Origin of the sequence: Bradyrhizobium cytisi, from assembly GCF_008123515.1 — a bacterium.
Taxonomy (GTDB): Bacteria; Pseudomonadota; Alphaproteobacteria; order Rhizobiales; family Xanthobacteraceae; genus Bradyrhizobium; species Bradyrhizobium cytisi.
Map to the genome: position 1 here is coordinate 16,930 of NZ_VSSR01000027.1, position 25,578 is coordinate 42,507.

The following is a 25,578-nucleotide window of genomic DNA, read 5'->3' on the forward strand; positions in this document are numbered from 1 at the left end:
TTCGTATGGCGGTATTTTCTTGGGAACGGCTCCGTACATTTACGGCGCAGCCAGATGAAGTGCTCCTGCTGCCCCACGCCGTCATTGCGAGTTCTGATCGGCGAGAAGAGCCGACCCGCATTGGATGAAACTATAAGCAATCCAGGGTCTTTCGGCGGAGAGATTCTGGATTGCTGCGCTTCGCTTGCAATGACGGAGGCTACAACCCTACCGCTTAGCTTGAGACACTCACCCGCTCGCGGTCGCCTTCAGCGCCGTGATGACGTCCTCGCGCGCGACGATTCCGACCAGCTTTTGGGTCCTGTCGAGCACGATGATGCTCCGGATCCGGTGCTCGACCATGATCTGGAGCACGCGCGTCAGGCGCGTGTCGGGACTGACATAAATGAACTCAGGTGTCATGACGTCGCCAACCTTGCGGCTCATCAGGTCGTGATAGCGCGGCAGCATCTGGCTCGGCGTGAAGGCGAAGCACTTCAAGATATCGAACTTCGTGACGATGCCGACGACCTGCCCGTCGTCCTCGACCGGATAGGAGTTGAAATCGTCCTGCTCGAACATCTCGCTGAGCACGAGCATGTCGAGGCCGCGCTGCACCGTTTTGACGTTGCGTGTCATGTAGCGGTCGACGGTCTGCTCAAGGAATTTGTACACGGCGCGTCCTCATCGATTCGTCTTGTGTTCGAGGCGTCAGTGCGACAGCAGCGCACAGCGGGCGGTTTGCGTGACTAGATATTGCGTGACGCCGCCGAGGATCAGCTCGCGGAAGCGCGAATGGCCGTAGGCGCCGGCGACGATCAGCCCGGCCGCGACGTCGTCGGCAACCTTCTCCAATCGTTGGGCGGCAGTTTCGGCTCCACCCGCTCCCGAGACCCGCGCGGTCGCGGTGACGCCATGGCGGGCGAGCCAGGCGGCAACGTCGCCGACCCGCGCCACCACGGCCGAACGGTCGTCATCGTCCTCCGGAATTTCAACGATGGTGACATCCCTCGCCTTTCGTAGCATCGGCAACGCATCGGCCACGGCGCGGCGCGCCTCGGGCGTGTCCTTCCAGGCTACGAGAACGTCGCGCAGATCGAGCCAGGTGATCCGGTCAGGCACGACCAGAAGGGGTCGGCCGGCCTGCATCACCAGATCCTTCGGGCTTACCAGCGAAAACGCATCTGAGAAGGCCGGACTCTGCCCGCCACTGACCACGATGTCGGCGCAGCGCGCCTGCGCCAGGACGAATCGCGCGGGAAAATCTGTGGCGCTGCGCCATTCCGCGCGCCCACCGCGGGTCCTGGTCGCAGTCGCAGCGTGGAATTCCGCCTCCAGATCAGCAAGACACCTCTTGACAGCGGCCTCCTCCTGATCGATCAGGCGTTGGGCCGCAGCGCCATCGGTGAAATAAATCGGCGGCGCGAACTTCGCTGCGGCGACCCCGACGAGTGCGGCCTCGTACCGTTCGGCGAGTTCGCCCGCAACCTGAAGGCGCGCATTGTTGGGCTGATTCAGCGCGAGGCTGACCATCACGGTGGCGTATGTCATCGGGCGTCTCCGCGGCAGCGTGCTTTGACCAAAATTGTAGCCCCGCGGCGATCCGGCAGGATGAGCTAGATCAAATCGCCCTCGCCGTGCCGCGGGAAATCCACCAACAGAATCAGACATCGGAACTTGCCTCCGAGGCGTCCTTGGGCGAAATTGCCGACACGTCGCGGCGCTTCGCCCGCGGCGCAGAATGGGAGCAACCGCTTGGCGCCGACCCGGGTCACGCATCCGCCAGACGATCATCGCGGCCAGCATTTCCGGGTCCGGATCGAGGGGTTCGGCGTCGGCACGTGGGATCTCGACCTCACGACGCGCGAGCTGGAATGGTCGGAAACCGCGCGGATGCTGCTCGGTATCGAGCGCGGCAGGCCTGCGAGCTACGATCTCTTCCTGTCGCGTCTCGAGCCCGACGACCGCGCGCGCGTCGAGACCGCGATCAAACAGGTCTCCGAACGCGGCGGCGGCTTCGACGTCTCTTTCAGAATTGCCGGGACGTCCGACCGGGGCAAATGGATCCGGGCTCGTGCCGGCCTCATCAGGGATGATGCCGGCGTTGCCCGCCACCTCAGCGGCATCTTCCTCGATGTCGACGAGGAGAAACAGGTCGAGGAAACCCTGCGCACACGCGAGACCCACCTCCGCTCCATCCTGCACACCATTCCCGACGCCATGATCGTCATCGACGGAAGCGGCGTCATGCAGCTGTTCAGCACGGCGGCCGAACGCCTGTTCGGCTGGTCCGAGCAGGAGGCGATCGGCCGGAACGTCAGCATCCTGATGCCGGAGCCGGACCGCACCCGCCACGACAGCTACATTGCGCGCTATCGCTCGACCAACGATCCGCACATCATCGGCATCGGCCGCATCGTGACAGGCAAGCGCCGCGACGGCACCACGTTCCCGATGCATCTCTCGATCGGCGAGATGCAGTCCGATGGCAAGCCCTATTTCACCGGCTTCGTTCGCGACCTCACCGAGCATCAGAAGACCCAGGCGAGGCTGCAGGAGTTGCAGTCGGAGCTCGTCCATGTGTCCCGGCTGACGGCGATGGGCGAGATGGCCTCTGCGCTTGCCCACGAGATCAACCAGCCGCTGGCGGCGATCAGCAACTATATGAAGGGATCGCGGCGGCTGCTCGCCGGCAGCACCGATCCCAACACGGCGAAGATCGAAACCGCGCTGGACCGTGCCTCGGAACAGGCGCTGCGCGCCGGCCAGATCATCCGGCGCCTGCGCGACTTCGTCTCCCGCGGCGAATCCGAGAAGCGGGTCGAGAGCCTGTCGAAGCTGATCGAGGAGGCAGGCGCGCTCGGCCTTGCCGGCGCGCGCGAGCAGAACGTGCAGCTCCGCTTCAATCTCGATCCCGGCGCCGACCTCGTCCTCGCCGACCGGGTGCAGATCCAGCAGGTTCTGGTCAATCTGTACCGCAACGCGCTGGAAGCGATGGCGCAGTCGCCGCGGCGCGAGCTGATCGTCACCAACAGGCGCGTCACCGACGACGTGATCGAGGTCGAGGTGTCGGACACCGGCTCCGGCTTCCGGGAAGACGTCATTCCAAACCTGTTTCAGACCTTCTTCACCACCAAGGAGACTGGCATGGGCGTGGGATTGTCGATCAGTCGCTCGATCATCGAAGCTCACGGCGGCCGCATGGTGGCCGAGAGCAACGCATCGGGCGGCGCGACATTCCGCTTCACTTTACCGGCAGCCGATGAGACTGAGCAATGACGACCAAGGGACATGTCTACGTCATCGATGACGACGAGGCGATGCGGGACTCGCTCAACTTCCTGCTGGATTCTGCAGGTTTTGGCGTCACGCTATTCGACAACGCGCAAAGCTTCGTCGACGCCTTGCCCCGCCTCGCCTTCGGCTGCGTCGTCTCGGACATCAGGATGCCGGGCCTCGACGGCATCGAGCTGTTGAAACGGATGAAGGCACAGCACTCGCCCTTCCCGATCCTGATCATGACCGGCCATGGGGACGTGCCGCTCGCGGTCGAGGCAATGAAGCTCGGCGCCGTCGATTTCCTCGAAAAGCCGTTCGAGGACGACCGTCTCACCGCCATGATCGAGACCGCGATCCGTCAAGCCGGGCCTGCGGCCAGGAGCGACGCCATCGCCCAGGACATCGCCGCTCGCGTCGGCTCCCTGAGCCCAAGGGAGCGGCAGGTCATGGAAGGCCTGGTCGCGGGCCTCTCCAACAAGCTGATCGCCCGCGACTACGACATCAGCCCGCGCACCATCGAGGTGTACCGCGCCAATGTCATGACCAAGATGCAGGCGGGCAGCCTGTCGGAACTGGTCCGGCTGGCGATGCGCGCCGGCATGCTGAAGGATTGAGGGAAGTCAAAACGGCTCGCCCCGTCCGTGCTACGCGATCGGAATGATCGAGATCGTCTCGCACCAACGGCGGCCAATGGCATCATCCGCACAGCCTATCGTCTACGTGGTCGACGACGATGAGGCCGTGCTGGGTTCGCTGCGCTTCCTGCTGGAAACGGATGGCTTTGCGGTGCGGACCTTCCGGAACGCCACCGCGCTGCTCAACGCGACGAGCCTGCCCGGCCCGGATTGCTACGTGATCGATTACAAGATGCCCGATATCAACGGCATCGAGCTCGCCGACCGCTTGCGCCAAACCGACGGCGACGCCCCGATGATCCTGATCACCGGCGATCCCGACCGCAATATCTCTGCCCGGGCGGCAGCGGCGGGCGTGAAAGACGTGATTTTGAAGCCGCTTCTGGATGAAAACCTGGTCAAGCGCATCCGCCGCGCTATCCAGGACCGGCGCGGAAACTGACTTACGGGATTCTACGTAAGGGCACCTCCCTAAGATATCGCTCGAAATTTTCAGGCTGCTCAACCCCGCGTAGCAATGCGTCATCACAACGGAGATGACGCAGATGCTGACCCAGACACTCAACACCAAGACGATGAACACCCGGATCGGCGGCCAGATTGCTCCTGCCCATTCTCTCACCGACCAGTTTGGCGCGATCACCGGCCACGTCGGCCTTCTCGCCACCGAGTTTTCCTACCGCAAGGACGAAGAAATCTACGGGGAGGACGAGCCGGCCGAATACGTCTATCAGGTCGTCACTGGCGCGGTCCGCAGCTATAAGCTCCTCTCGGACGGTCGCCGGCAGATCGGCGCCTTCCATCTTCCCGGCGACGCGTTCGGCCTCGAGTCGGTCCCCGCCCACCGCCTCGCCGCCGAAGCCATTATCGACACCACCGTCCGCCTCGTGAAGCGTGCGAGCCTCGAAAAGGCCGCCGGCACCGACGTGCAGGTCGCCCGCAAGCTCTGGGCGATCACCGCAGGCGAACTTCGCCACGCCGAAGACCACATGCTGCTGCTGGGCCGTAAGACCGCGATGGAGCGCGTCGCGACCTTCCTGCTCGAAATGGACCGCCGCCTCGCCGTAGCCGGCATGATGGCACTGCCAATGTGCCGCCGCGACATCGGCGACTATCTCGGCCTCACGCTCGAGACCGTGTCGCGCGCACTATCCCAGCTTCACGCCCAAGGCATTCTCGGCTTCTCCGGCGCTCGCCACATCGTGCTGCGCAACCGCCAGCGCCTGCATAATCTCGACTCCTGATCGCTCTTCGCTGCTGGCGCACTCCTCAGAGGTATCCCCGAGCGCGCCCTCCCCGCGGGGCAGCCCGATGAAGGTCAGGGTTGCGAACTGTCGCTTAGATAAGCGCAGGAGCGATACGTGAGACTGGATCTGGCGCATTCGTACGGCCTGGACAGGCTTCCCCGCTACACGAGCTACCCGACCGCACCGCATTTCTCGCCTGGGATCAGTGAAGGCGACTACCGAAGCTGGCTGAAGACGCTGTCGTCCCGGCAGCCGGCCTCGATCTATCTACACATTCCGTTCTGCCGGTCGATGTGCTGGTACTGCGGCTGCCACACCTCGGTCACGAAGAAGGACGATCCGATTGCCGTCTACACCTCGGGGCTGCGCACTGAGGCCCATCTCGTCGCCGAAACCATCGGTCGGCGCCTGCCGATCTCCCATATCCATTTCGGCGGCGGCACACCGACAATCATGACGCCCGAGACCTTTTGCGGATCTCGTGGGTGCGCTCCGCTACTCCTACTTCGTGCTGCCCGACGCTGAACTCGCCGTGGAGATCGATCCGCGCACCCTGACGGAGGCAATGGCCGAGGCCCTGGGCTGCAGCGGAGTCACCCGCGCCAGTCTCGGCGTCCAGAGTTTCGATCCGGCTGTGCAGCGCGCCATCAACCGTCTGCAGAGCTTCGAGCAGACCGCTAAGGGTGTCGAGCAACTGAGGCGTTCCGGGGTCAGCCGGCTTAACTTCGATCTTCTCTACGGTCTGCCGCTTCAAACGGTACAATCGTGCCTGGACACTGTCGTCAAGTGCATTGAACTCCGTCCGGATCGCTTCTCGGTGTTCGGCTACGCCCACGTTCCGTCGTTCAAGAAGCATCAGCGGAAGATCGACGAAGACGCTCTTCCCGCCAGCATCGAGCGGCACCTGCGATCCGAAACGATCGCAGAGGCGCTCGTTGGCGCCGGCTACGTGCGCATAGGCTTCGACCACTTTGCCCTGCCCAACGACAGTCTCGCCGCGGCGAAGCACGACGGGCGGCTGCGCCGGAATTTCCAAGGCTACACGGACGACACCGCGGAAACAATCATCGGGCTTGGCGCAAGCGCGGTCGGCCGGATGCCGCAAGGTTTCGTGCAGAATGTCGTGGCGACGCGCGATTACCTCGCGCGCATCGCCGACGACCGACTCGCCACCGTCAAAGGCTACTCATTCACCGCGGACGATCGCTTCCGGGCCGATCTCATCGAGCGGGTCATGTGCGATATGGCCGTGGATCTGTCGAAGATCGCTCGGTCCCATGGCCGGGATCCGAAGACGGCGATCATCGACCGGTCCCGACTAGAAGGCCTCATCGCGGGTGGAGCAGTGACAATGGAAGGCGACGAGCGACTCTTCGTCAGGGAGGGCGCGGAATTTCTGGTCAGGAGCGTGGCGTCCGCATTCGATGCTCATCTGACGCGCTCCGCCGCGACCCACAGCCGCGCAGTATAACGCTCCTCAGCCGCCGAATGAGGTGCTACCCCTTGGACGCACGGCGTCCAATCGGTGCGGCCCGGACGCATCTATCGACCGCTTAGGTCTTCGTGCCGGACTCTTCACGGCCGACGCCAACTCGGGGGTGGTGCTTCTGCCGCTCATCGTTAACCACTTGGCCGGCTGCATCAACGCCGTGCACTTGGAAGACCGACTTCGCGATATCCAGACCGATTGTCGAAATTGACTGCATAGGTTGCTCCTCCGAATCGTGGGAGGCTCAAAATGGCGCCCACTCCTTGGCGCTCTCGCGCCGGTGGAGGAGCCGTCCACAGCATCAACAGCTGCCAAAAGTGCTTCTCAATTCATTCGCCTTGCTCAGCGTCGATCTACTCCTTTTCGCGCATAGAGCTGAGCTTGTTGAACCATCCCTTCTCCGGGTTAACCGGAAAATTCGATCCAACTCTAATTAGACAGCGGTGCTGCTTGTTTGGCGCACCGGTGCGAGGTTATCTCGTATTGCGAGGTTCGGCGGGACCGGCAATTGAAGCAAAGAAGCTTTTGAGGAGTTCTCGCCATGATTGAAAGGTCAATGGAACGTCGCGCTCTGCCGCGCGAGGTCATCAATGCACCGGCATTGCTTTCCTTCGATGGAATTACGGGGGTGCATCCGTGTGTGGTGCGCGACATCAATGCCTTTGGCGCTTGCCTTTCGGCGCCCTATTACATATTCGCAAGCGAGTTTGATCTGTTGTTCAGCGGCTTTCACAACATGCTTGCCTGTCGAGTAGTATGGAGGCGGGCAACCCTTTCGGGCGTGGTGTTCGTTGTGCGCCGCCGCTCACCAAAGCCGGAGAGTGCAAGCATCATTGAGCTTAATGTGCCCAATGCACTCCTGCCGGCGCAGCGCGCTGGCGACGTGTGCGTTCTCCCTTCTGATTTGCGTTGATCTGATAGTCTTGCATCGAATGGATAAGCGTCTCGTGACAGCCGCGATGACGAGCTATCGCGGGCCAGCTTGGGCTGCACGCAGGTTTGACGCGCTATCCAACAGATACACAAGAAATAGTACGGACCGCGAGAACCCCAGCATGGCGACGCTATTCCCACAGGATTTCCGCCTCCCGACTCTCCGTCTGGACTTACGGACATCGTCAATCTGGCCTGTCAGGTCGGAAAAGGCCCAAAAGCGTCGCTCTGGCGCTCACGCCAAACCTTCCGCTTTTCACTATCAACCGACAGATAGTTGCACCGCGCCAGCGGAAGCGATGGGCCACAGGACTAAACCGCTCGCGCGGTAGGGCGCTGCGGCGAGCGGCATGGCCTTGGATGGACGATGGGAGCGTCGATGAAGGTCTGATCCGGAAAAGTGCGCAGCGGTTTTCCGAAAAGATCATTCTCAAAACAACTACCTGGAGCGCGATGATGATTCATCCCAATCTCATCGCGCTTTAGAAACTGACCAGACGTTCGACCAGCGTAGGTTCAACTCCCCGCTCCAACCGCCTGTCGAAGCGGAAGACTTGCGGTAGCGCGCTCGAATTCTCCCTCGGACGTCTCTTCCGATTGCTCGCTCAGAGCGCGTACCATTGTGCGCATATCGTCATTGGTAGTATTGTCCACTCGGGCTCGGGGGCACGCAATGGCAATTAACTCACTATGGGAGGGTTAACATGTCTAGAAATTTGCGGGCCTATCTTTATGCCTCTGCGGCAGCCGGGCTATGGGCGGTTGTGTCTACGAGCTCGTTCGCCGCGCCATGCACCGGTCCGGGGGCGCCGACCACTACCGAGACGAAATGTCTGACGGCGATTTAGATCCCGGGAAACCCGCTGCAGTCGTTCGACATCAGTTGGGTCAATCCGAAGCGCGCCGAAATGTATTTCGCGGATCGCTCCAATGCCGGGGTCGAGGTCATCGATACCCGGACCCTCACGTGGAAGCGGCTGCTCCCCGGCTTCAAGGGGGCTGTCCACAATCCCAACGGCACCGTCAACAACAACATTTCGGGGCCGGACGGCGTCGTGAGCCACGGCCGCTGGCTCTACGCGGGCGACGGCGACAGCAGCCTCAAAGTATTTGATCTCGATGGGGCTTCGACGGCCGTGGCCAGCATTCCGACCGGCGGATCCACGCGGGTGGACGAAATGGCCCTGACATCGAACGGCAAGCTGCTGCTCGCTGCCAATAACGCCGAGGATCCCCCCTTCGCAACGCTGTTCGCGGCAAATGGGAACGCCGCCAAGAACAGCGTCAGCAAAATCGCCAGGATCATTGTTGATCAGGCGATCATACCCGCGGGCGCTGGGCTGTCGCTTGAGCAGCCGGCCTGGGACCCGACGACGAAGCGCTTCTTCACCTCGATACCGATCATCGCCAACAACCCGACCGGATGCAATTACGGGCAGGTTTCTGGACCGATCACCTGCCACGGTGGCGTCCTCGTGATCGATCCGAAAACCGTGACGGGGCCAACCACGCAACTAAGCGCGTTCAATCCGGCAAACCTAGTCGAATCTGCCACTTGCGAGGCGTTTAAACGCGCAAGGGGCGCTGTGCCCACAACCTTGGAACTGTCCGATTTTATCAGCGGGTTCGATTACATTTACAGCCACGACGATCTCATGATGGGCGTCAATCCCTTCCGTGTAGCCGATCTCAAATCGATTCCGACCATCCCTCTCACTAGGGGCGAAGAAGAGGAAGATCCAGAGGACACGCCCAAGACAAAGAAGCCTTCAAGGGGGTCTCAGGCAGGGAGCCGGATCCGTGCCTGAGCCACAGCAGCTCCTAAAGTCGGTCGTCCCGCGCGCCGATGAGTCAATCCAATCGATTGCCATTCGGTTGGCCCCGTTCGCATTGGTCAGCACCGACGAGCTTCTGCGGCTCGGGCTAAAGCATTCCAGCTTGGCATCATTGCCCACCAACCCAACTGCGATAGATCGCCTTTCTAAGCTTGGCGGATTCGACAGTATTGAAATGAAAGGACGTAGTATCGAACCAACGGAATGCGGATTTCATATTTACCAGCGGCAAGTCCCCGCGGACTGGGTAAGCATCGACGTACGCCGGCTCGCTCCCGGAGCCCTAGTTAGTGATGGAGATGACCCCTTTCATCGGCTGGCATGGCAACTCGTTCCTTTAGATTGCGATCCATCAACTGGCGAAGTGCTGGTCGACTGTTGCCCGTGCTGTCATTCCCGACTCACGTGGACGAACATGAATCGGGTCTACACGTGCAGCGTTTGCCAATTCGACATGCGGGAAAGCTCGCCTAAGTGCCTTTCGGCAGAAAGACTAGAGGCGGCGCGTAGATTGCATGCCTTTTTGGTTGGCGCCGGACCTACACTTCCTGAGCCATTCGATGACGCCGACGACATCACTTCATGCCGCGCTATGGAATGGTTGGCGTATATCGTCGAGCTCTCGATCGGAAAGTCTATCCTACCAACCTGCCGGAATGCGGCCATGGGAATAGTTTCTCTGCACCGGTGGCCACGTTCCTTCGACGATACGCTGATCGAGATTCTGCAGAATTCGGCCTGCCCTATCGTCCCGAGTGAGAAGCCCCAGCGCCGTTCCGCCGCTCAGATTATCGATGCTATGGTGCGAGCGGGCACTCCGCTCTTGCATGATATTCTCTTGACGCGCGCAACCGAGAGGTTGGGAGCGACAGCTTTCGGCCGCAAGTTTCGATGAGCAACGGAGGAAAGACCGATGATCATCACAATACCAGAACACCGCGTGAAACGGACGGCAAAGCGACTGCAGAAGATCCTCGATTGTCTCGCGATTGACCTCAAGTACGCCGCATGCATCGAGTTCGCCGCGAGGCTTTATGGATTCGACGACTAGCGGCATTACCTCCACCGCGATCTCAATGCGCCGTTGAGCCTTTCGACGAATTTCTCTCCGGCAACGACTTCGCAACCCGCGATGAATTTCAGATGAAGACGCTGGAGCCGGCAGGTCTGGGCGCGGTCGCCGGATCGCGTCAATCCGACGGGCTCTTGGGCCAAGCATTCGCTCCGGCCCCGCCGGCGGCTGAGACGGCTAGTTGAAAGCGTTCAGGCGGCTGTCACATCAGCAGGTCGTTCGGGAAGAGGAGAGCTATCAATTTTTCGGCGTCGCCAAGCGGAACTCGGGCAATGCAATATTCGAATGAAGAACGCCAGCCTGGTGCCAATTTCTGCTGAACAAGCGAAGGAATCCATGGATCTTTTTTTCGTGCTTTCCTCAATAGAATCAACGACTAACATTTTGGGTCAGTGCAGATTTCAGGTGAGCGCTACAAATGCCCAAGTGGATGTCAAGTGAAGTCGCGCCCGCCCCGGCAAAAGGCTGAACCTCCAGGCACCGGCTGACTTGAACCGCAAAATGGCGCGCCGCGCAGCAGCTCACTGCAGTTTCATGACCTGCTCAAGGGCGACCCGGTGCTTCAGCAAGGCAAATCTCTCCCGCGCGCTGAGGCTGGCTACGACCTCTTCGAAACTGTCGCTCTGCTCAATCTTGGCGCGGGCAATCGCAAGGTCCACGTCGATCCATCGCGATTTGCGCGGCGGCGGCTCCAGTGACTCCATATGCGCTCTCAACAGCCCACGGTTTTGCCAGAGCGCCAACAGGGCTCCGGGAATCTCGATCCGGGGCAAGCAGGCAAGCTCGCTCGCCCGCTTCAGCACTGTCGGCGAGAGATTATCCTCCGGCGTCGCAAACAGGCGCGCCATTCTCGTTGGTGCCGACGTGACGAGTCCGATCGGAATGGCAAGAGCGAGCCCAATGATCACCGGCGACATCCAGAGGAGCAGCGGCAGCGAAACGGCGTAGGCACTTGCCGCCATCGCCATCCCGCACAAACTCGGGACGGCGAATTTGCGATAGACCTCCTCGCGCCTGATCCCGCCGTCGCCTCGCCGTTGCACCTGCCAGCCGGCATCACGCCCGAGCAGGATCTCCGCCACGGCAGTCGATTGAAAGATCATCATGGACGGAGCGATCAGGGCTGCAAGCAGGCTCTCGGCGATGACAGCTGCCAGGACACGAAATCCGCCACCAAAGGCCTGCCGTTCCGCACGCTTCGTGAGCAGAACAAGATATGCCAATAGCTTCGGCAGAATGAGGAGCCCCATGGTCGCTGCAAAGACCCAGGCGGCAAGCACGGGATCTTGTGCGGGCCACGTCGGAAACAACGCAAAACCTTTGGGAAAGTATTCTGGCTTGACGAAATAGGCCTGCAGAGAGATGAGAATTCCGAGCAATAGAAACAGCAGCCACAGCGGAGCGGTCAGGTAAGAGCCGATCCCGGTCAACAGGTGAAGCCTGGATATCCAGTGCAAACCGCGGGCCGGCAGAACGGCGAGATGCTGGAGATTGCCCTGACACCAGCGGCGGTCTCTTGCGGCAAAATCCAGCAATGACGGCGGCACCTCCTCGAAGCTGCCGCCCAGAGCGGGGGCCATGAAGATCCCCCACCCGGCCCGTCGCATCAGTGCCGCTTCGACAAAATCGTGACTAAGGATGTGCCCACCGAACGGCTTCCTCCCGCGCAGTTCGGGTAAGCCCGCCTCCTGCGCGAAAGCCTTTGTCCGGATGATGGCATTGTGTCCCCAATAGTTGCCCTCGGAGACGTGCCACCAGGCGTTTCCGGCAGCGATCAACGGGCCGTACAGACGGCTGGAGAACTGCTGAAGCCGGCTAAACAGGGTGCGCGCATTTACGACGATGGGAAGCGTCTGAATCAGTGCGGCTTGTGGGTTTGCCTCCATCGCGTGCACCAGCCGAACGATGGTATCTCCGCTCATCAGGCTGTCCGCGTCGAGAATGATCATGCAGTCGTAAGCGCCGCCGAAGCGCCTCACCCATTCGGCGATGTTGCCGGACTTCCGAGCGGTGTTGTCGGATCGGTGCCGATAGTAGAGACGGCCGGAACCACAGCTCCGCTGCAGTTCCGCAAATGCAAGCTCCTCACTGATCCAGATGTCCGGGTCCGTCGTGTCACTGAGAAGAAACCAATCGAACAACGCGGCATGTCCGGTCTCGCCGATCGACTCGTGCATGGCGCGGAGCCGGGCCGTGAGATGATGGGGATCCTCGTTATAAGTCGGCAACAGCATGGCCGTTCGGCCGGTGATCGCCGGCAGCGGATCGTGGCTGTCGATTGGCAGCACATCCTGTCGACGTCGCAGCAGCACAAAGAAGCCCGCCAGTGAAGACATGAATGAAAACGCGATCCAGGCGAGCAGCACGAGGAATAACGCGAGCACAATCCCTTCGAGCACCGTGACGCCGCCAACTTTGAGAACATCGTACATCTCAACGGCGCCCCCAGCGGTAAGCGCGATCGTTCCGCCAAAAATGAACAGGCGCCGCGCTGCAACCGCTCCGCTGGCCCGCTGTCGCGCCAGCTTTGCGTCGGTGCTCCCGTCCAATCGACATGGCGGCATCGGGAGAGGCGTTTCATCCGGGAGATACCGAACGCTCAGGTCAGACCCGAGCGCAGGCGAAGTCGTCAGGGCGCCCATCGATAAATCCATACTTCGGATATTGGTTGATCGCCCTGCATCAAGACCGCCCTCAACTCGATGGGTGCATTCTTGACGATGCACTGAAAACTCAGGCGCCAGCCGCCGGTTTCTGGATTTGGCTGTGTGACGACATTGCTGATCTCGGATTTGTCCGCGCTGACGGCGCCCTTCACCCTGTCAGGATCGACCTCTTTCAGCCTGTCGCCGGCAAGTTCGAGCACGAACAGCTTGCTGCCCTCGCCCCGCGTGCCAACGCCGGTGCGGGTAAATCGGGCCAGCGAATTCGGTTTCGGCGCATCTGGACCCCAGTGCAGCCGATAGGTGTAATTGTTCTCGCTTTTGGCGGGAATGGCCGCTTTCGGACGCCAGAACGCAGCGATGTTGTCGTGAATTTCCTCCTTGGTCGGGATCTCGAAAAGGACCACGCTGCCCTCGCCCCAATCTCCTATCGGTTCGACCCAGAGGCTTGGCCGACGCTCAAAGCGCGATTCGATGTCCTCGTAAGCAAAAAAGTTCTTCTCTCGCTGCATCAGGCCAAAGCCGCGAGGGTTGAGATCATTGAACGTGCCGGCCTGCAGGTCGCGAGGATTGTTGAGTGGACGCCAGAGCTGCTCGCCCTTTCCGTTGAATATCGCAAGGCCGTCGGAGTCATGCACCGCGGGGCGGAAGTCATCGACATTCTGCCGATCGTTCGGACCGAAAAAGAACATGCTCGTCGTCGGCGCAAGTCCAGCATGTTGCAGTTCGACCCGCGGATAGAGCGTCATCTCGACGTCAAAGACGGTGCTTGCGCCAGGCCTGATCGTGAATCGGTAGCTTGCGGTTGCGCTCTTGCTGTCGAGCAGCGCGTGAACCACGATGGATGTGGCACCCGATGCGGGCTTCTCCAGCCAGAAGGCCTTGAAGAAGGGAAACTCCTCTCCCTTGGCTTCGCCGGTGTCGATCGCAAGACCGCGCGCGGACAGCCCGTAGGTCTCGCCTTTGGCAACGGCGCGGAAGTAGCTGGCGCCGAGAAAAACGCAAACCTCATCATGGTAGTCGGCCCGGTTGATCGGGGCGTGAATGCGAAAGCCGGCAAATCCGAGATCGACATCCGGCACCGGGCCGATCTTGTCGCCGAACGCAAAATCGTCGCGCCGGTACCGGATCGGCGCGGCTCGTCCACCAGAGACCTCGTAAAAGTCGACCTTGTTCTTGTAGAAAAAACCGCGGTGGAAAAACTGGATCTCGAAGGGCAGTTTCTCGCTGCGCCAAAGCGCCCGCTCCGGCAGGAAGCGAATTGACCGATACTGATCGTAGTCGAGATCCTTGATCCCGTCCGGGAGCTTTTCCTCCGGTGCCTCAAACGGCTTACTCGCCATATTGCGGGCTAGGTCGCGCACATAGGAGGTCCCGAACGGGACCTCCTCCGCCAATGCCGCAGGGAATGCACCCGGTAGAGATGTCGCCAATGGCATCAATGCCGAGGCTTCCAAGAAGTGGCGGCGGTTCAATTGTTCTTCCCGTTCGGTTCCGGACCGCCAAGGCAACCGTCTCGACGTGTTCAAGTTCCACCGACACCGCCGAATCGGCGCGCCGGCGGCGATCAAGGTCCAGATGTCGCCTGGGTGCACGTTCGCCGGTCCAAAGCCGGAATGCGTTGGGATCTCGCCAGGCCGGCTGAATTCACGATGCCCAAACCCTTGCCTTCGACCTACAATCAATATCTCGTAGGGAGAACAGGCCGTTCAAACCGGCCGACAACGAGAAACGGAGGTTCGTCATGCAGGAGAACGTCGCCCGCGCCGGCAGCTCGCGCGCCATTCCATTCGATGCCGCCAAGCTCGATCGTCTCATGGAGGCCGCAGGGCTCGACGTCCTGATCGCGACCTCCAAGCACAATGTGCAGTACCTGCTTGGCGCCGAGCGCGCGATCTTCTTCGACTACATGGATGCCATGGGCGTCAGCCGCTATCTGCCGGTGCTGGTTTATCCCAAGGGCGCGCCTGACAAGGCTGTCTATATCGGCCACCGGCTGGAGACCCATCAGCGCGCCGTCGCGCCGCCCTGGGTGCCGCAGGTCCGCACGGAGTCCAACGGCTCGGTCGACGCGATCACGCGCGCCGTGGCGCTGATCCGGGATGCCGGCGTGCCGCTGAAGCGGGTCGGCGTCGAGATGGCGTTCCTGCCGATGGACGCAGGGAAGGCGCTGGCCGACGCCCTGCCCGGCGCCGAGCTCAAGGACGCGCTGCTGGTGCTGGAGCGGCTGCGGGCGGTGAAGTCGGCGGATGAGCTGAGGCAGCTCAAGACAGCCTCGGAGCTCGTGATCGCATCGATGCTGGAGGTGATTGGCAAGCACGGCCCGGGCACCACCAAGCAGCAATTGTCGGACGCGTTGCGCGTCGCCGAAGCCAACCGCGGGCTGACCTTCGAGTACTGCCTGCTCGCCTGCGGCAGCAGCCACAACCGGGCGCCGTCGTCGCAGCGCTGGGAGCAAGGCGATGTGCTGTCGCTCGACTCCGGCGGCAATTATCACGGCTATATCGGCGATCTCGCGCGCATGGCCGTGCTCGGCGAGCCCGACACTGAGCTCAAGGATTATCTCGCCGAGATCGAGGCGGTGCAGCGCGCGGCCTTCGCCGCGGTCCAGCCGGGCACCATGGGCGGCGATATCTACGTCGCGGCCGAGCGGCAGCTCGCCCGAATCAGCCAGCGCGGCTGCACCGATTTCCTGGCCCACGGCATGGGCCTCGTCAGCCACGAGGCCCCTCACCTGACAGCCACGGGTCCGGTGCCCTACGACGACACCGATGCCCGGCTGCCGCTCGAGCCCGGCATGGTGGTGTCGATCGAGACCACCATGAAGCATCCGAAGCGCGGCTTCATCAAGCTCGAGGACACGGTCGTGGTGACGGCGACGGGTTACGAGATTTTCGGCGAGGGTGGCCGCGGGTGGAATCTCGGGGGCAGCCTACCGCGCTGACGAATTTCTCAGCCCGACTTTTTGTGAAGTGTCGCGGGCGACCCTAAGATTTGGAGCCACGCTTCAGGCGAGAAACCTGCGTAGCGTTCCCGCAGCATCCATCGCGGCGCACCAGCCGAATACGATCGCGGGGCCGATCATTGTGCCAGGTCCCGGGTAAGTGCCGCGGAAGATCGAGGATGCATCGGTGCCGACCGCGTAAAGGCCGGATATGATCTTCCCATCTCGAGACGAGACCCGCCCGCATGAATCCGTGCGCAGGCCGGCACTGCTGGCAAGGTCTGACGGCCAGACGGCCACCGCATAGTACGGTCCTGGCCCGATCCGCCGCAGACAAGGATTCGGTTTGCCCCTGGGATCGCCATTGAACCGGTTCAGTTCGCTGGAGCCTCGGCCGAAGTCTTCGTCGATCCCGGTTTCTGCAAAGTCGTTGTATCGCTCGACCGTCTGCACAAGGTGATCGGCATCCACGCCGATCTTGCGGGCCAACGCCTCGATGGTTTCGCCTTCCATCAGATATCCGGCATCGAGGAAGCCACTCAAATTCCTGGTCCCGGGGTGAACCAGCCCGAGGCCAAAATCCCTGATGAAGCTGCGGTCGCAAATCAGGAAGGCCGGCGTAGCTGACGCTTCCGACGCGTTCGAGCGCAGCATCGCTGCGACGAAGTCGTGGTAGGAATCGGCTTCATTCACGAAGCGGCGGCCGGATTTGTTCACGGCTAGCAGCCCCGGCTTGGCCCGATCCAGCATGATGTGCGGGAAGACCGAGACATGGCCATCGGCCTGCGCCATCACCGAGCTCGGCATCCACAAGGCCGGGCTTTCGAGGTCGCGCTCGATCACGGCGTTGACACGCTCGGCCGCGAGGATGCCGTCTCCGGTGTTGGATGATGGCGCAAGCGAAAAGCGCCGTGCGGCGTCCGGGAACAGCCGCTCACGAAGGTCACGGCTCCAGCCGACACCGCCTGTCGCCAGCACCACGCCTTTGCGAGCACGTATAGCCACCTCTCCGCCCGGAGACGACAAGGCGGCACCGACGATGGCGTCGCCTTCGCAGATGATCTCGTGAAGTGCTGTCTCAAATCGCAAGCCGACGCCGGCGCGACGGACGCTGTCAAATAGTCTGGCAACAAGGGCATTGCCCATGAGCAGTCGCGTTCCGCGCCTGTGGTGGATTCGATCCAGCGCATGGCGCGTGAGAAGGCCGACGACGTGTCGAAAATTCGTCCAGTTGCGGAAGGGTGCCAGCAAAGGCGAAATGTCCGCCTTCCCGATCATCATGCCGCCGAGAGCCATGAACTCCCGGCGGGGCGGCCCGATGCGGGCAAAGTCGCTGCCGAGCTTGCGACCATCGAACGGCACCGCACCGAGCGCTCGACCGCCGATCGCGGCGCCCGGCAGGTTCTTGTAATCGGGATGGACCGGCGGTGCGGCGAACTGCACGCTCGTCTTCTGCTCGAGATAGTCGAGAACGATCGGGCCAACTTTCAGGAATGTGTCCAGGCGTTCGTCTGTCGCGTGCGCGCCGAGCATCGCGGCGAGATAGGTGCGCGCAGCCTCGATCGTGTCATGGGTGCCTGCGCGTTGTCCCTGCCGATTGCCCGGGATCCAGACGGTACCGGCGGAAGTCGCGGTCGTGCCGCCCACCATGTCCGACTTTTCGCAAAGAATGACATCGAGCCCTTCGAGGGCACCGACCAACGCGGCCGTCATGCCGGCGGCACCGGCGCCTATGACCAGCAGATCGGTCTCAACGGCAAAGCAGCGATCGCCTTGCGGCATCCGGAGCACCCTTCCTTCAGGAATTCGCGCGCGCCCTCTCGACCACGGACTTGCCCGCCGCGAGCGCCCGGCGCGCTCGCGTTTCGGCATCAACGGTCTTCGCCAGTTGAACGGTCGGGACTTCAATGCTGATTGTGAGGTCGTCCGGCATCGCCTTCGTCAGTCCAATAAGATCGATGGCACCCTCGCCCGGAAACATGCGCTCCTCACGCGCGGCATGGATGAGCTGCTCCGTCGTGGCCGGACGTTCGGCCGGGCCGTCGCAGAGTTGCCAATAGTGAAGCCGACGCGCCGGGATGGTGCGGAGATCGACAAGGGAGCTCTGCGATCGATCGAAATGCAGCGCATCGACCAGAATGCCGGCAGCGGGATGATCGACATCGCCGACGATCCGCATCGCGGCCTTGAGGTCGGGAACACTGGTCCAGGGCATGAATTCGAGATCGGACGTCAGTCCATACGTTGCGGCCGCTTCGCAAAACTGCCGGTAGCGATCCGAAAACCGTGCCAGATCCGGATCGTAGGCGGCAACGAGGATATGCTTGGCGCCGAGGCGCGCACCCGCCTCGAAGAAGGGTGTGAAGGACGCAACGTCCGTCTCCGGCCGGAACGCAACGACTTCGAGATCGGCGACGGTCACGCCCGTCGACTGCAGCCGCGCCAGCGTCTCCCGCAGCAGCGGTGCATCGTCCATCAGGCGATAAGCAATTCCGCCCGGCGTTGCCGGCAGCAGCCTCAGCCCGACTGTCTCGTAGCCGCAGCGGGCCGCCAGCTCGATCATCTCGGGCGGCGCAAGCTCCAGCACGGTCAGGGCGGCGAGCGAGAAACTTGCCATCAGCCGAAATCCGCGATGCGGGCGTCGAGCGCGAACATGCCTTGATAGACCTCCGGCTCGCTCGCCCGGCCGAGAACGTCAGGCGCAATCGTGCGCGCCTGCTGCAAGGTGGCCTGCAGCGAGGTCAGGTCGAGCGCCTCGATCAACAGAAGGCCTGAGAAGAACCCCTCCTCCTTGCGCATGCCCTTCTCAGTGGTCGGCACCGATGTCCGTGCCTCGTCGCTCGCGCCGATCTGCACGGCCGCGACCCCGTCGCATGCAACGAGCGCCTCGGCCAACTTTTGCGGATTCCCGGGCAGCTTCTCGATCCGTAGCGCAGTGATCGTGGCCCCCTCGCCGCGCCCTGCCCGCGCCACCATGGTGCCGCCGCCCCGGATGAAATTGTCGAGCTTGGGCATGATGCGCTGCGACCACGGCGTCGGTGCGTTGAGGCGCGCCAGATAGGCTTCGCCATCGAGGACCTCGGGCGTTTCCAGCTCGTACAGGATGAAGAAGCGATTGACGTCGTCCCGCATCGCGCGGAAGACGCGCGATGCCAGGAAACCCCTGGTCGTGACCCGCTCAGTGGTGTGCTCGCGCGTCAGCCAGTGCCGGTAATCGGTCAGGTCCTGCGCCGCGACGTCGCTCCAGATGGCGAGAAATCCCGATCCGCGCATTGCGTTCTCCTGGCTTACGCCTGACCCGCAGCCGCAAGCCCGTGCAGAGCCGGCGGGATTGTTGCAGGCAATTGTCCGAGCTTTTGGACGGCCGCGAGCATCGCGGCGAGATAGCCGTATGGGCCCAGCCCGCAAATGACGGCCGCGCAGGCGCCCGATGTGATCGAATGGCGGTGAAGCTCGTCGCGCGCGTGGATGTTGGAGATATGCAACTCGATCTTCACGCCCTCAAAAATCTTCAGCGCATCGATCAGCGCGATCGAGGTGAAGGAATAGCCGGCCGGGTTGATGATGATCGCATCCGCCTTGCCATGAGCGGACTGGATCAGGCCGACGAGCTCGCCCTCCATGTTGGACTGGTGGAACGAGATCGAGGCGCCGAGCAGGTCGGCCAGCGCCTGGCAGCTCGCCTCGATCTCCTGCAGCGTCGTCCGGCCGTAGATATGCGGCTCCCGGATGCCGAGGAAATTGAGATTGGGCCCATTGAGGATCATGATTTTCGCGGCCATTGCCCTGCTCCGTTCCGTTATGTCCGATACGCTAGCCGCCGAACCACTTGGCCGGGATCGTCACCAGTCCCGGGAACAAGACCATCGCGAACAGGACGATCAGTTGCGCGATCATGAAGGGCCAGACACCCTTGATGATGTCCTCCATGCTGATCCTGGAAACACCGCAAACGACGTTCAGCACCACGCCGACCGGCGGCGTGATGAGGCCAATCGCATTGTTGATGATGAAGAGCACGCCGAAATAGACGGGATCGATATGCGCCGCCTTGATGATCGGCATCAGGATCGGCGTCAGGATCAGGATCGTCGGCGTCATGTCGAGCGCGGTTCCGACGATCACCACCACGACCATGATTGCGAGCATCAGCAATGTGTTGTTGCCCATGAATGGCTTCAGGAGATCAACGACCTGTGCGGAAATCTCCGATACGGTGATGAGCCAGGAGGACACCAGCGCGGCCGCGACCAGGAACATCACGATGCTCGTCGTCACCGCGGAGGAAACGAACACCTCATAAAGCTGCGACAGCTTCAATTCACGATAGATGCAGGTCGCCACGAACAGCGCATAGACGGCGACGACGACCGCGGCTTCGGTGGGCGTGAAGATGCCGAAACGCAGACCGACCACGATGATGACGGGCAGCATCAGCGCCCAGAATCCGTCGATGACAGCCTTCATGATCTCGTGCAAGGAGGCTCTCGGGGGTGGCGTCAGGTTCTCCTGCCGCACCACCCAGGCCCAGGCGAGGCAAAGCCCTGCTCCGAGCAGCAACCCGGGTACGATGCCCGCCAGAAACAGTTTTGAGATCGAGACGCCGGCGGCGACGCCGAAAATGACGAACCCGATGCTGGGCGGAATCACGGGGGCGATGATGCCGCCGGCTGCCACAAGGCCCGCCGCATAGGACTTCTTGTGTCCAGCCGCCACCATCATCGGCACCAGAAGGGCCGCAAGCGCCGCGGCGTCGGCCGCGGCCGAGCCCGACAGCGAGGCGAGAATGCAGGACGCCAGGATCGTGACGTAACCCAGTCCGCCGCGAAAATGCCCGACTGCAACGAGCGCGACATTGACGATGCGCTTGGCCAGGCCGCCCTTGTTCATGACCTCGCCTGCGAGCATGAAGAAGGGAATGGCCATCAGCGGAAAGCTGTCCGCGCCATTGATGACGTTTTGCGCCACGATTTGGGCGTCGAACATGTCGATCGTGCTCATCAGAGCCACGCCGCAAACGATCAGCGCGAAGGCGATCGGCATGCCGAGCGCCATGGCGCCGAGCAGCGAGAAGGTGAAGACGGCAATCGTCATGGCATGGTCCTGGTGGTTTGCAGGATGCGCGTGCCAAACGGCAAGATTCGGTGCGGCAACATCAGTGCTCTTCCGATTCCCTGATGGCCACCATGTCGGCTTCGCTGGCCTGCCCGGCGAGGACACGGAAGAGGTCGTAGAGAAGGATCACCGCTGCCGACGCGCCGAAGATCACGCCGACGGCGTAAAAGATACCGAGCGACAGACCGGTCGCCGGCGCCCGGTCGTCGATGTTGATGATGGTCTGACGCCAGCTGCCCGAGAGCAGCAGCCAATCGGCAAACAGCATCAGGCAGTAGTTGACGACGAAGCAGATGCGCTTGCCGGAGGCCGGCAACATCCGGACCAGACTATCGACACCCAGATGGGCGTGCTCGCGCAGCGCGACGATGGCGCCGAGGAAGGTCAGCCAGACCAAGAGCCAGCGCGACAGCTCCTCGGAAATTGCGATGCCGGAGTTGAAGCCGTAACGCAGAACGACGTTGCCGAACACCAGCACGACCATGACCGCAAGACACGCGGCAATGACGACCTTCAGGAAGCTGCAATAGAGGTCAAGAGCTCGCGCCATGCGTGACGTCCCGGCAAGTCAGGGGTGAGCCGGCCATTGGCCGGCTCCGCCGCCCGCGTGATGAAAGAAGTCGGCTACTTCACGTCCTTGCGGATGCGCTCGACTTCGTCGTTGAAGAGCTTCACGGTCTCGGGACGAAGACTGGCAGCAATCTTGTCCGCGACCGGCTGCGACGTCTTGCGCATGCGCTCGGTCTCCTCGGGAGCGATCGCGTTGTACTGCATGCCCTTGGCCTGCAATTCCGCCAGCGCCTTTTCGGTCTGAGCGCGCGTCTGCTCCTTCTGGTAGCCGCGGCTCTCTTCATAGGCCTCCCGCATCAGGCGCTGCTCGGTCGGCGACAGCTTGTCCCAGAAGATCTTGCTCACCAGAATGATGTTCAGCGTGAAGGTGTGATTGGTGGCGGAGACGTATTTCTGCACTTCGTAGAATTTGTTGGAGAGAATGACCGTGTAGGGATTCTCCTCGCCGTCGACGGTGCGGGTCTCCAGCGCCGAATAGAGCTCGCCGAAGGCCATCGGGACCGGATTGGCCTTAAAGGCGCCGAAGGTCTCGAGATAGACCGGGTTCGGAATCACGCGAAGCTTGAGGCCGCTGAAATCCTCGAGCTTGGTGATCGGGCGAGTGCTGTTGGTGACGTTGCGGAAGCCGAGGCCCCAATAGCCGAGGCCGATCAGCCCCTTCGACGGCAAGGTATCGAGCATTGCCGTGCCGAATTTGCCGGTCGCGAGCGCATCGGCCTGCTCGGTCGTGTTGAACAGGAATGGGAAATCGATAAGACCAAATTCCGGCACGACCGTCGCGAGCGATGTCGTCGAGGCCGACAGCATCTCCTGAGTGCCGCCGCGCAGCGCGGATTGCTGCTGCAACTCGTTTCCGAGCTGTGAGGCCGCGAACTCGCGGACCTTCATCTTGCCCCCGCTCTTCGCCAGCAGGATCTCGGCGAATTTCCGTACGCCAAAGCTGACGGGGTGGTCGGTGTTGTTCAGGTGCCCCCACCTGATCGTCCGCTCCTGGATGTCATCCGCGGCGGATGCGCCGACCGTCAGCGCCACGCAGATCGCCGTCGCCGACAGCGCCCGTACCAACAAGCTCATCGTTTCCTCCCTGTTCCCTCGGGCACGAACGGCGGCTTAAGCGCTCATTTTTCCGTACCCTCAGCTTATTCAGACATCATAGATATATTTTCATGTCAAACGACATTATCAATTTCATATGAGATTTCTATAGACGTTAGATGTTTTGAGTCTGCTATAGTGCTGGCAACATTGACGGTTCGCCTGCAGCAAGGGCGAACGGCGGTCCGGACAATCGGGATCAGAAGGCATGACGGCACTCGAGGAACGGCCTTTGTCGGCGGGCGACAGCGGCTATCAGCGCATCCGCTCCGACATCATTTTCGGCGTGCTGACGCCCTCCGGGCGTCTCAGGCTCGATGCGATGAAGGAAGACTACGGCGTCAGCATCTCGACGCTGCGTGAGATCCTCAATCGCCTCACGTCCGAGGGGTTCGTGGTGGCCGAAGGCCAGCGCGGATTCGAGGTGGCGCCGATCTCGATCCAGAACCTGCGTGAGCTCGCCGATCTGCGCATCCTGCTGGAGCACCATGCCATGGCCGAGTCGTTCCGCGCCGGCGATGTCGAGTGGGAAGGCCGCGTGGTCTCGGCGCATCACAAGTTGGCTGCGACCGAGCGCACCGTGCTGAGGGAGGGCGACGATCCCGAGCTGCGCAAGCGCTACGACGGCGAATTCCACCAGGCGCTGATTTCGAGCTGCGGGTCGCGCGAGTTGATGCATACCCACGCGGTCGTGTTCGACAAATACTTCCGCTATGCGCTGCGCTATCGCGGCACGGAGACGATCAACCAGCACAAGGCGCTGCTGGAATGCGCGTTGAAGCGCGACATCAAGAGCGCCCGGGCCGTGCTGAGCGAGCACATCGATGGCTGCGTCGCGCATGCCCTGTCCTCCTGGAAGGACGCCTGATCGCCCTCGCCTGCCCGCAAGATCAAATCGTCGACATGACCATGAATTCGATTTCCCCCGGCAAGGTCGAGACCGCAATCGCCAGCACGGATATCCTTGGCGAGACGCCATTGTGGTGCGACCGTTCCCGCAAGCTGTGGTGGATCGACATCGACGGCAGGCTGCATCAGTCCTTCGACCCGGCGACGGGCGCCCATCACGTGACCTCCTACGATTGCCAATTCCTCGGCAGCCAGGCCCTGGCGGCAGACGGTTCGCATCTGCTCGCGCAGGATTTGACCCTCCACCATCGGCAGACCGTCATCGACGTCGAATACGGCCTCGACAACCGTCTCAACGACGGCCGGGTCGACGCCCGTGGCCGGCTGTGGATCGGCACCATGGACAATCAGCTGCATCGCCCGAATGGGGCGCTCTTTCGCGTGACCGGAGACGGACAGGTGGCACGCATCTTCGGCGATGTCATCGTGACCAACGGGATTGCGTTCTCGCCTGATAATCGCACGCTCTATTTCACGGACACCCGGCGATACCGCACATGGGCGTTCGACTTCGATCTCGATGACGGCGTGATCCGCAACAGAGGCCTGTTTGCGGATTACAGCGCCTCGCAGGAGCGACCCGACGGCGCCTGCGTCGACGTTGCCGGCGGGCTCTGGACGGCATTCTTTTCGGGCGGCCGGGTGGCGCGCTATCGGCCGGACGGGACGATCGACACGGTCATTGCGCTGCCGGTCACCAATCCGACCTGCCTTTGCTTCGGAGGAAGCGACCTCAAAACGCTGTTTGTGACGACGGCGCGGAAATTCCTGGATCAGCGGCAGCTCAGCGTCGAGCCTCAGGCGGGTCATGTCCTTGCCATTCACGGCGTCGCGCAGGGTCTGCCGGAACACCGTTTCCTGGCCGGTTAGCGCAGCGGCAGCAGCTCGAGCTGGCTCTGTGCCTTCTTGACGGCTGCCGCGTACCAGCTCTGGCTCGGCGCCTCCCTGGCGAAGCACTTTGTGTAGGCGTCCATCGCCTGGTCTTCCCTAGCCATGGAATCCTGAGGGACCTTTTTGGCCATCATCTGCTTCCAGACCTTCTCGCAGGCCGGGATCTCCGTCGTTTTCACGGCCTCGGTTGCGGCGAGGAAGAACACCTTCTCGCCCTGGATCGCGACCACGTCGATCTCGTGCGGCGGCCCTTTCAGGTCGCCATTGCCGCGCACGCCGAGCACGGCGACTGCGGCGCTCGCGGATGTGGGTTTGGTGATCGGCAGCTCGGCATATTTGGCGAAGGCAGAGTCCTGGATCGCTTGATAGTAGAAGCGATCCGACTTGAACGCCGCATCGATCTCCTGCGGCATGCCGTCCTCGCGGTGCTCGCGCAGCCAGCGCTTAAGCAAAGTGGTCGTGGTCACCACGGCCTGAAGCTTGTCGCCCTCTGAGGCGAAACCGAGCCCGTCGAGATGGCCGAAGCCCGAGTCTCCCTTGAACAGCGTGTCGGTGTTCGATTTGCCCTCTGCCGGCAGCCCCTTGATCGTGACGGGACCGACCAGGCCGCGCAGCACACCGGTCAGCTCGTCAAGCGCGGCGTCGTGCTGCTTGAAGGTCTCGTCACTCTCCTTGGCTTTGGAGAATTTTGCGATGTAGCGGTCGCGCAGATCGAGATAGTGCTGCTCGGGCGTGGCCGCATGTGCGGGCGCGGCGAAGGCGAGCAGGCAGAGCACGGCGAGCGATCTCATTGCAAATTCCGGAAGGCTGGGAGCGATCTCCAGTCTTTGTGACCGTGCAGGGTCGGAAGGTTCATCCTGCTCGGCCCGAGAACGAATCCTTCACCATGCCTGCCGGGTTCGATTGAGCGCAGGGAACCCGA

The 25,578-nt window shown here is 62.1% G+C and carries 21 protein-coding genes and 1 pseudogene; 10 read left to right on the forward strand and 12 right to left on the reverse strand.

Annotation, left to right across the window (positions count from 1 at the left end):
• Positions 1-228 precede the first annotated feature (228 nt).
• Together FXB38_RS17835 and FXB38_RS17840 are read right to left on the reverse strand one after the other, a co-directional pair.
• Positions 229-654: a CBS domain-containing protein gene (locus FXB38_RS17835; RefSeq protein ID WP_148752198.1), complete on the reverse strand. Its 426-nt coding sequence runs from the start codon at positions 652-654 to the stop codon at positions 229-231.
• A 36-nt stretch (positions 655-690) separates the two neighbouring features.
• Positions 691-1,530, reverse strand: a complete 840-nt coding sequence (locus tag FXB38_RS17840) for a universal stress protein (protein ID WP_148752200.1) — start codon at positions 1,528-1,530, stop codon at positions 691-693.
• Between the two features lie 204 nt (positions 1,531-1,734).
• Between FXB38_RS17840 and fixL the strand changes: the two genes are divergently transcribed.
• From fixL to FXB38_RS17875, 7 genes and pseudogenes are all read left to right on the forward strand, one after another.
• Complete coding sequence (gene fixL, locus FXB38_RS17845) at positions 1,735-3,258, forward strand: sensor protein FixL (RefSeq protein WP_148752201.1); 1,524 nt, start codon at positions 1,735-1,737, stop codon at positions 3,256-3,258.
• Positions 3,255-3,872, forward strand: a complete 618-nt coding sequence (gene fixJ / locus FXB38_RS17850) for a response regulator FixJ (protein WP_148752203.1) — start codon at positions 3,255-3,257, stop codon at positions 3,870-3,872. The genes fixL and fixJ overlap by 4 nt, the downstream gene beginning before the upstream one ends.
• Positions 3,873-3,915: 43 nt before the next feature.
• Entirely contained in the window at positions 3,916-4,335 is a 420-nt protein-coding gene (locus FXB38_RS17855) for a response regulator (protein WP_148752205.1), read from the forward strand.
• Positions 4,336-4,438: 103 nt separating this feature from the next.
• Positions 4,439-5,137: a helix-turn-helix domain-containing protein gene (locus FXB38_RS17860; RefSeq protein ID WP_187434956.1), complete on the forward strand. Its 699-nt coding sequence runs from the start codon at positions 4,439-4,441 to the stop codon at positions 5,135-5,137.
• A gap of 117 nt (positions 5,138-5,254) precedes the next feature.
• Positions 5,255-6,611, forward strand: a pseudogene (hemN, locus tag FXB38_RS17865) (oxygen-independent coproporphyrinogen III oxidase).
• Positions 6,612-7,170: 559 nt separating this feature from the next.
• A complete protein-coding gene (locus FXB38_RS17870) occupies positions 7,171-7,542 on the forward strand; it encodes a PilZ domain-containing protein (protein WP_148752209.1) in 372 nt (123 codons plus the stop codon).
• Between the two features lie 928 nt (positions 7,543-8,470).
• Positions 8,471-9,370, forward strand: coding sequence for a YncE family protein (locus FXB38_RS17875; protein WP_148752210.1), 900 nt, complete (start codon positions 8,471-8,473; stop codon positions 9,368-9,370).
• A gap of 1,620 nt (positions 9,371-10,990) precedes the next feature.
• Here the strand turns inward: FXB38_RS17875 and mdoH are convergent.
• Both mdoH and FXB38_RS17885 read right to left on the reverse strand, forming a co-directional pair.
• On the reverse strand, positions 10,991-13,111 hold the full coding sequence (mdoH, locus tag FXB38_RS17880) for a glucans biosynthesis glucosyltransferase MdoH (protein WP_148752212.1): 2,121 nt from the start codon (positions 13,109-13,111) through the stop codon (positions 10,991-10,993).
• Complete coding sequence (locus FXB38_RS17885) at positions 13,099-14,607, reverse strand: glucan biosynthesis protein G (RefSeq protein WP_430640178.1); 1,509 nt, start codon at positions 14,605-14,607, stop codon at positions 13,099-13,101. Before FXB38_RS17885 ends, mdoH begins: the two co-directional genes overlap by 13 nt.
• A gap of 269 nt (positions 14,608-14,876) precedes the next feature.
• Between FXB38_RS17885 and FXB38_RS17890 the strand changes: the two genes are divergently transcribed.
• A complete protein-coding gene (locus FXB38_RS17890) occupies positions 14,877-16,076 on the forward strand; it encodes a M24 family metallopeptidase (protein WP_148752214.1) in 1,200 nt (399 codons plus the stop codon).
• Positions 16,077-16,139: 63 nt separating this feature from the next.
• Here the strand turns inward: FXB38_RS17890 and FXB38_RS17895 are convergent, their stop codons facing one another.
• The 7 genes from FXB38_RS17895 to FXB38_RS17925 form a co-directional block, all read right to left on the reverse strand.
• Positions 16,140-17,858 carry an FAD-dependent oxidoreductase gene (locus FXB38_RS17895; RefSeq protein WP_148752215.1) on the reverse strand — a complete coding sequence of 573 codons (1,719 nt, stop codon included), beginning with the start codon at positions 17,856-17,858 and terminating at the stop codon, positions 16,140-16,142.
• A gap of 16 nt (positions 17,859-17,874) precedes the next feature.
• Positions 17,875-18,693: a sugar phosphate isomerase/epimerase family protein gene (locus FXB38_RS17900; protein WP_148752217.1), complete on the reverse strand. Its 819-nt coding sequence runs from the start codon at positions 18,691-18,693 to the stop codon at positions 17,875-17,877.
• A complete protein-coding gene (locus FXB38_RS17905) occupies positions 18,693-19,349 on the reverse strand; it encodes a hypothetical protein (protein ID WP_148752219.1) in 657 nt (218 codons plus the stop codon). Before FXB38_RS17905 ends, FXB38_RS17900 begins: the two co-directional genes overlap by 1 nt.
• A gap of 14 nt (positions 19,350-19,363) precedes the next feature.
• Positions 19,364-19,858, reverse strand: coding sequence for a type II 3-dehydroquinate dehydratase (locus FXB38_RS17910; protein WP_148752220.1), 495 nt, complete (start codon positions 19,856-19,858; stop codon positions 19,364-19,366).
• A 31-nt stretch (positions 19,859-19,889) separates the two neighbouring features.
• The gene (locus FXB38_RS17915) at positions 19,890-21,170 is read right to left on the reverse strand and encodes a TRAP transporter large permease subunit (RefSeq protein ID WP_148752222.1); all 1,281 of its coding nucleotides are present in this window, start codon (positions 21,168-21,170) and stop codon (positions 19,890-19,892) included.
• A 61-nt stretch (positions 21,171-21,231) separates the two neighbouring features.
• Positions 21,232-21,741 carry a TRAP transporter small permease gene (locus FXB38_RS17920; RefSeq protein ID WP_148752224.1) on the reverse strand — a complete coding sequence of 170 codons (510 nt, stop codon included), beginning with the start codon at positions 21,739-21,741 and terminating at the stop codon, positions 21,232-21,234.
• A gap of 74 nt (positions 21,742-21,815) precedes the next feature.
• Entirely contained in the window at positions 21,816-22,835 is a 1,020-nt protein-coding gene (locus tag FXB38_RS17925) for a TRAP transporter substrate-binding protein (RefSeq protein WP_148752226.1), read from the reverse strand.
• 229 nt (positions 22,836-23,064) lie between these two features.
• Here FXB38_RS17925 and FXB38_RS17930 point away from each other — a divergent pair, with 229 nt between their 5' ends.
• Together FXB38_RS17930 and FXB38_RS17935 are read left to right on the forward strand one after the other, a co-directional pair.
• Positions 23,065-23,724, forward strand: coding sequence for a GntR family transcriptional regulator (locus tag FXB38_RS17930; protein ID WP_148752228.1), 660 nt, complete (start codon positions 23,065-23,067; stop codon positions 23,722-23,724).
• A 35-nt stretch (positions 23,725-23,759) separates the two neighbouring features.
• Positions 23,760-24,635, forward strand: a complete 876-nt coding sequence (locus tag FXB38_RS17935) for an SMP-30/gluconolactonase/LRE family protein (RefSeq protein ID WP_148752343.1) — start codon at positions 23,760-23,762, stop codon at positions 24,633-24,635.
• Here the strand turns inward: FXB38_RS17935 and FXB38_RS17940 are convergent.
• Positions 24,632-25,447 carry a hypothetical protein gene (locus FXB38_RS17940; protein ID WP_148752230.1) on the reverse strand — a complete coding sequence of 272 codons (816 nt, stop codon included), beginning with the start codon at positions 25,445-25,447 and terminating at the stop codon, positions 24,632-24,634. The genes FXB38_RS17935 and FXB38_RS17940 overlap by 4 nt on opposite strands.
• Positions 25,448-25,578: the final 131 nt, after the last annotated feature.

Excerpts from the sequence above, each read along its gene's own strand:
- FXB38_RS17870 (WP_148752209.1), top strand. The coding sequence starts at position 7,171 with ATGATTGAAAGGTCAATGGAACGTCGCGCTCTGCCGCGCGAGGTCATC.
- FXB38_RS17915 (WP_148752222.1), bottom strand. The coding sequence starts at position 21,170 with ATGACGATTGCCGTCTTCACCTTCTCGCTGCTCGGCGCCATGGCGCTC.
- FXB38_RS17855 (WP_148752205.1), top strand. The coding sequence starts at position 3,916 with ATGATCGAGATCGTCTCGCACCAACGGCGGCCAATGGCATCATCCGCA.
- FXB38_RS17905 (WP_148752219.1), bottom strand. The coding sequence starts at position 19,349 with ATGCGCGGATCGGGATTTCTCGCCATCTGGAGCGACGTCGCGGCGCAG.
- FXB38_RS17900 (WP_148752217.1), bottom strand. The coding sequence starts at position 18,693 with ATGGCAAGTTTCTCGCTCGCCGCCCTGACCGTGCTGGAGCTTGCGCCG.
- mdoH (WP_148752212.1), bottom strand. The coding sequence starts at position 13,111 with ATGGGCGCCCTGACGACTTCGCCTGCGCTCGGGTCTGACCTGAGCGTT.
- FXB38_RS17895 (WP_148752215.1), bottom strand. The coding sequence starts at position 17,858 with ATGCCGCAAGGCGATCGCTGCTTTGCCGTTGAGACCGATCTGCTGGTC.
- FXB38_RS17940 (WP_148752230.1), bottom strand. The coding sequence starts at position 25,447 with ATGAGATCGCTCGCCGTGCTCTGCCTGCTCGCCTTCGCCGCGCCCGCA.
- fixJ (WP_148752203.1), top strand. The coding sequence starts at position 3,255 with ATGACGACCAAGGGACATGTCTACGTCATCGATGACGACGAGGCGATG.
- FXB38_RS17935 (WP_148752343.1), top strand. The coding sequence starts at position 23,760 with ATGACCATGAATTCGATTTCCCCCGGCAAGGTCGAGACCGCAATCGCC.
- FXB38_RS17840 (WP_148752200.1), bottom strand. The coding sequence starts at position 1,530 with ATGACATACGCCACCGTGATGGTCAGCCTCGCGCTGAATCAGCCCAAC.
- FXB38_RS17860 (WP_187434956.1), top strand. The coding sequence starts at position 4,439 with ATGCTGACCCAGACACTCAACACCAAGACGATGAACACCCGGATCGGC.
- FXB38_RS17890 (WP_148752214.1), top strand. The coding sequence starts at position 14,877 with ATGCAGGAGAACGTCGCCCGCGCCGGCAGCTCGCGCGCCATTCCATTC.
- FXB38_RS17930 (WP_148752228.1), top strand. The coding sequence starts at position 23,065 with ATGACGGCACTCGAGGAACGGCCTTTGTCGGCGGGCGACAGCGGCTAT.
- FXB38_RS17875 (WP_148752210.1), top strand. The coding sequence starts at position 8,471 with ATGTATTTCGCGGATCGCTCCAATGCCGGGGTCGAGGTCATCGATACC.
- FXB38_RS17920 (WP_148752224.1), bottom strand. The coding sequence starts at position 21,741 with ATGGCGCGAGCTCTTGACCTCTATTGCAGCTTCCTGAAGGTCGTCATT.
- FXB38_RS17910 (WP_148752220.1), bottom strand. The coding sequence starts at position 19,858 with ATGGCCGCGAAAATCATGATCCTCAATGGGCCCAATCTCAATTTCCTC.
- FXB38_RS17925 (WP_148752226.1), bottom strand. The coding sequence starts at position 22,835 with ATGAGCTTGTTGGTACGGGCGCTGTCGGCGACGGCGATCTGCGTGGCG.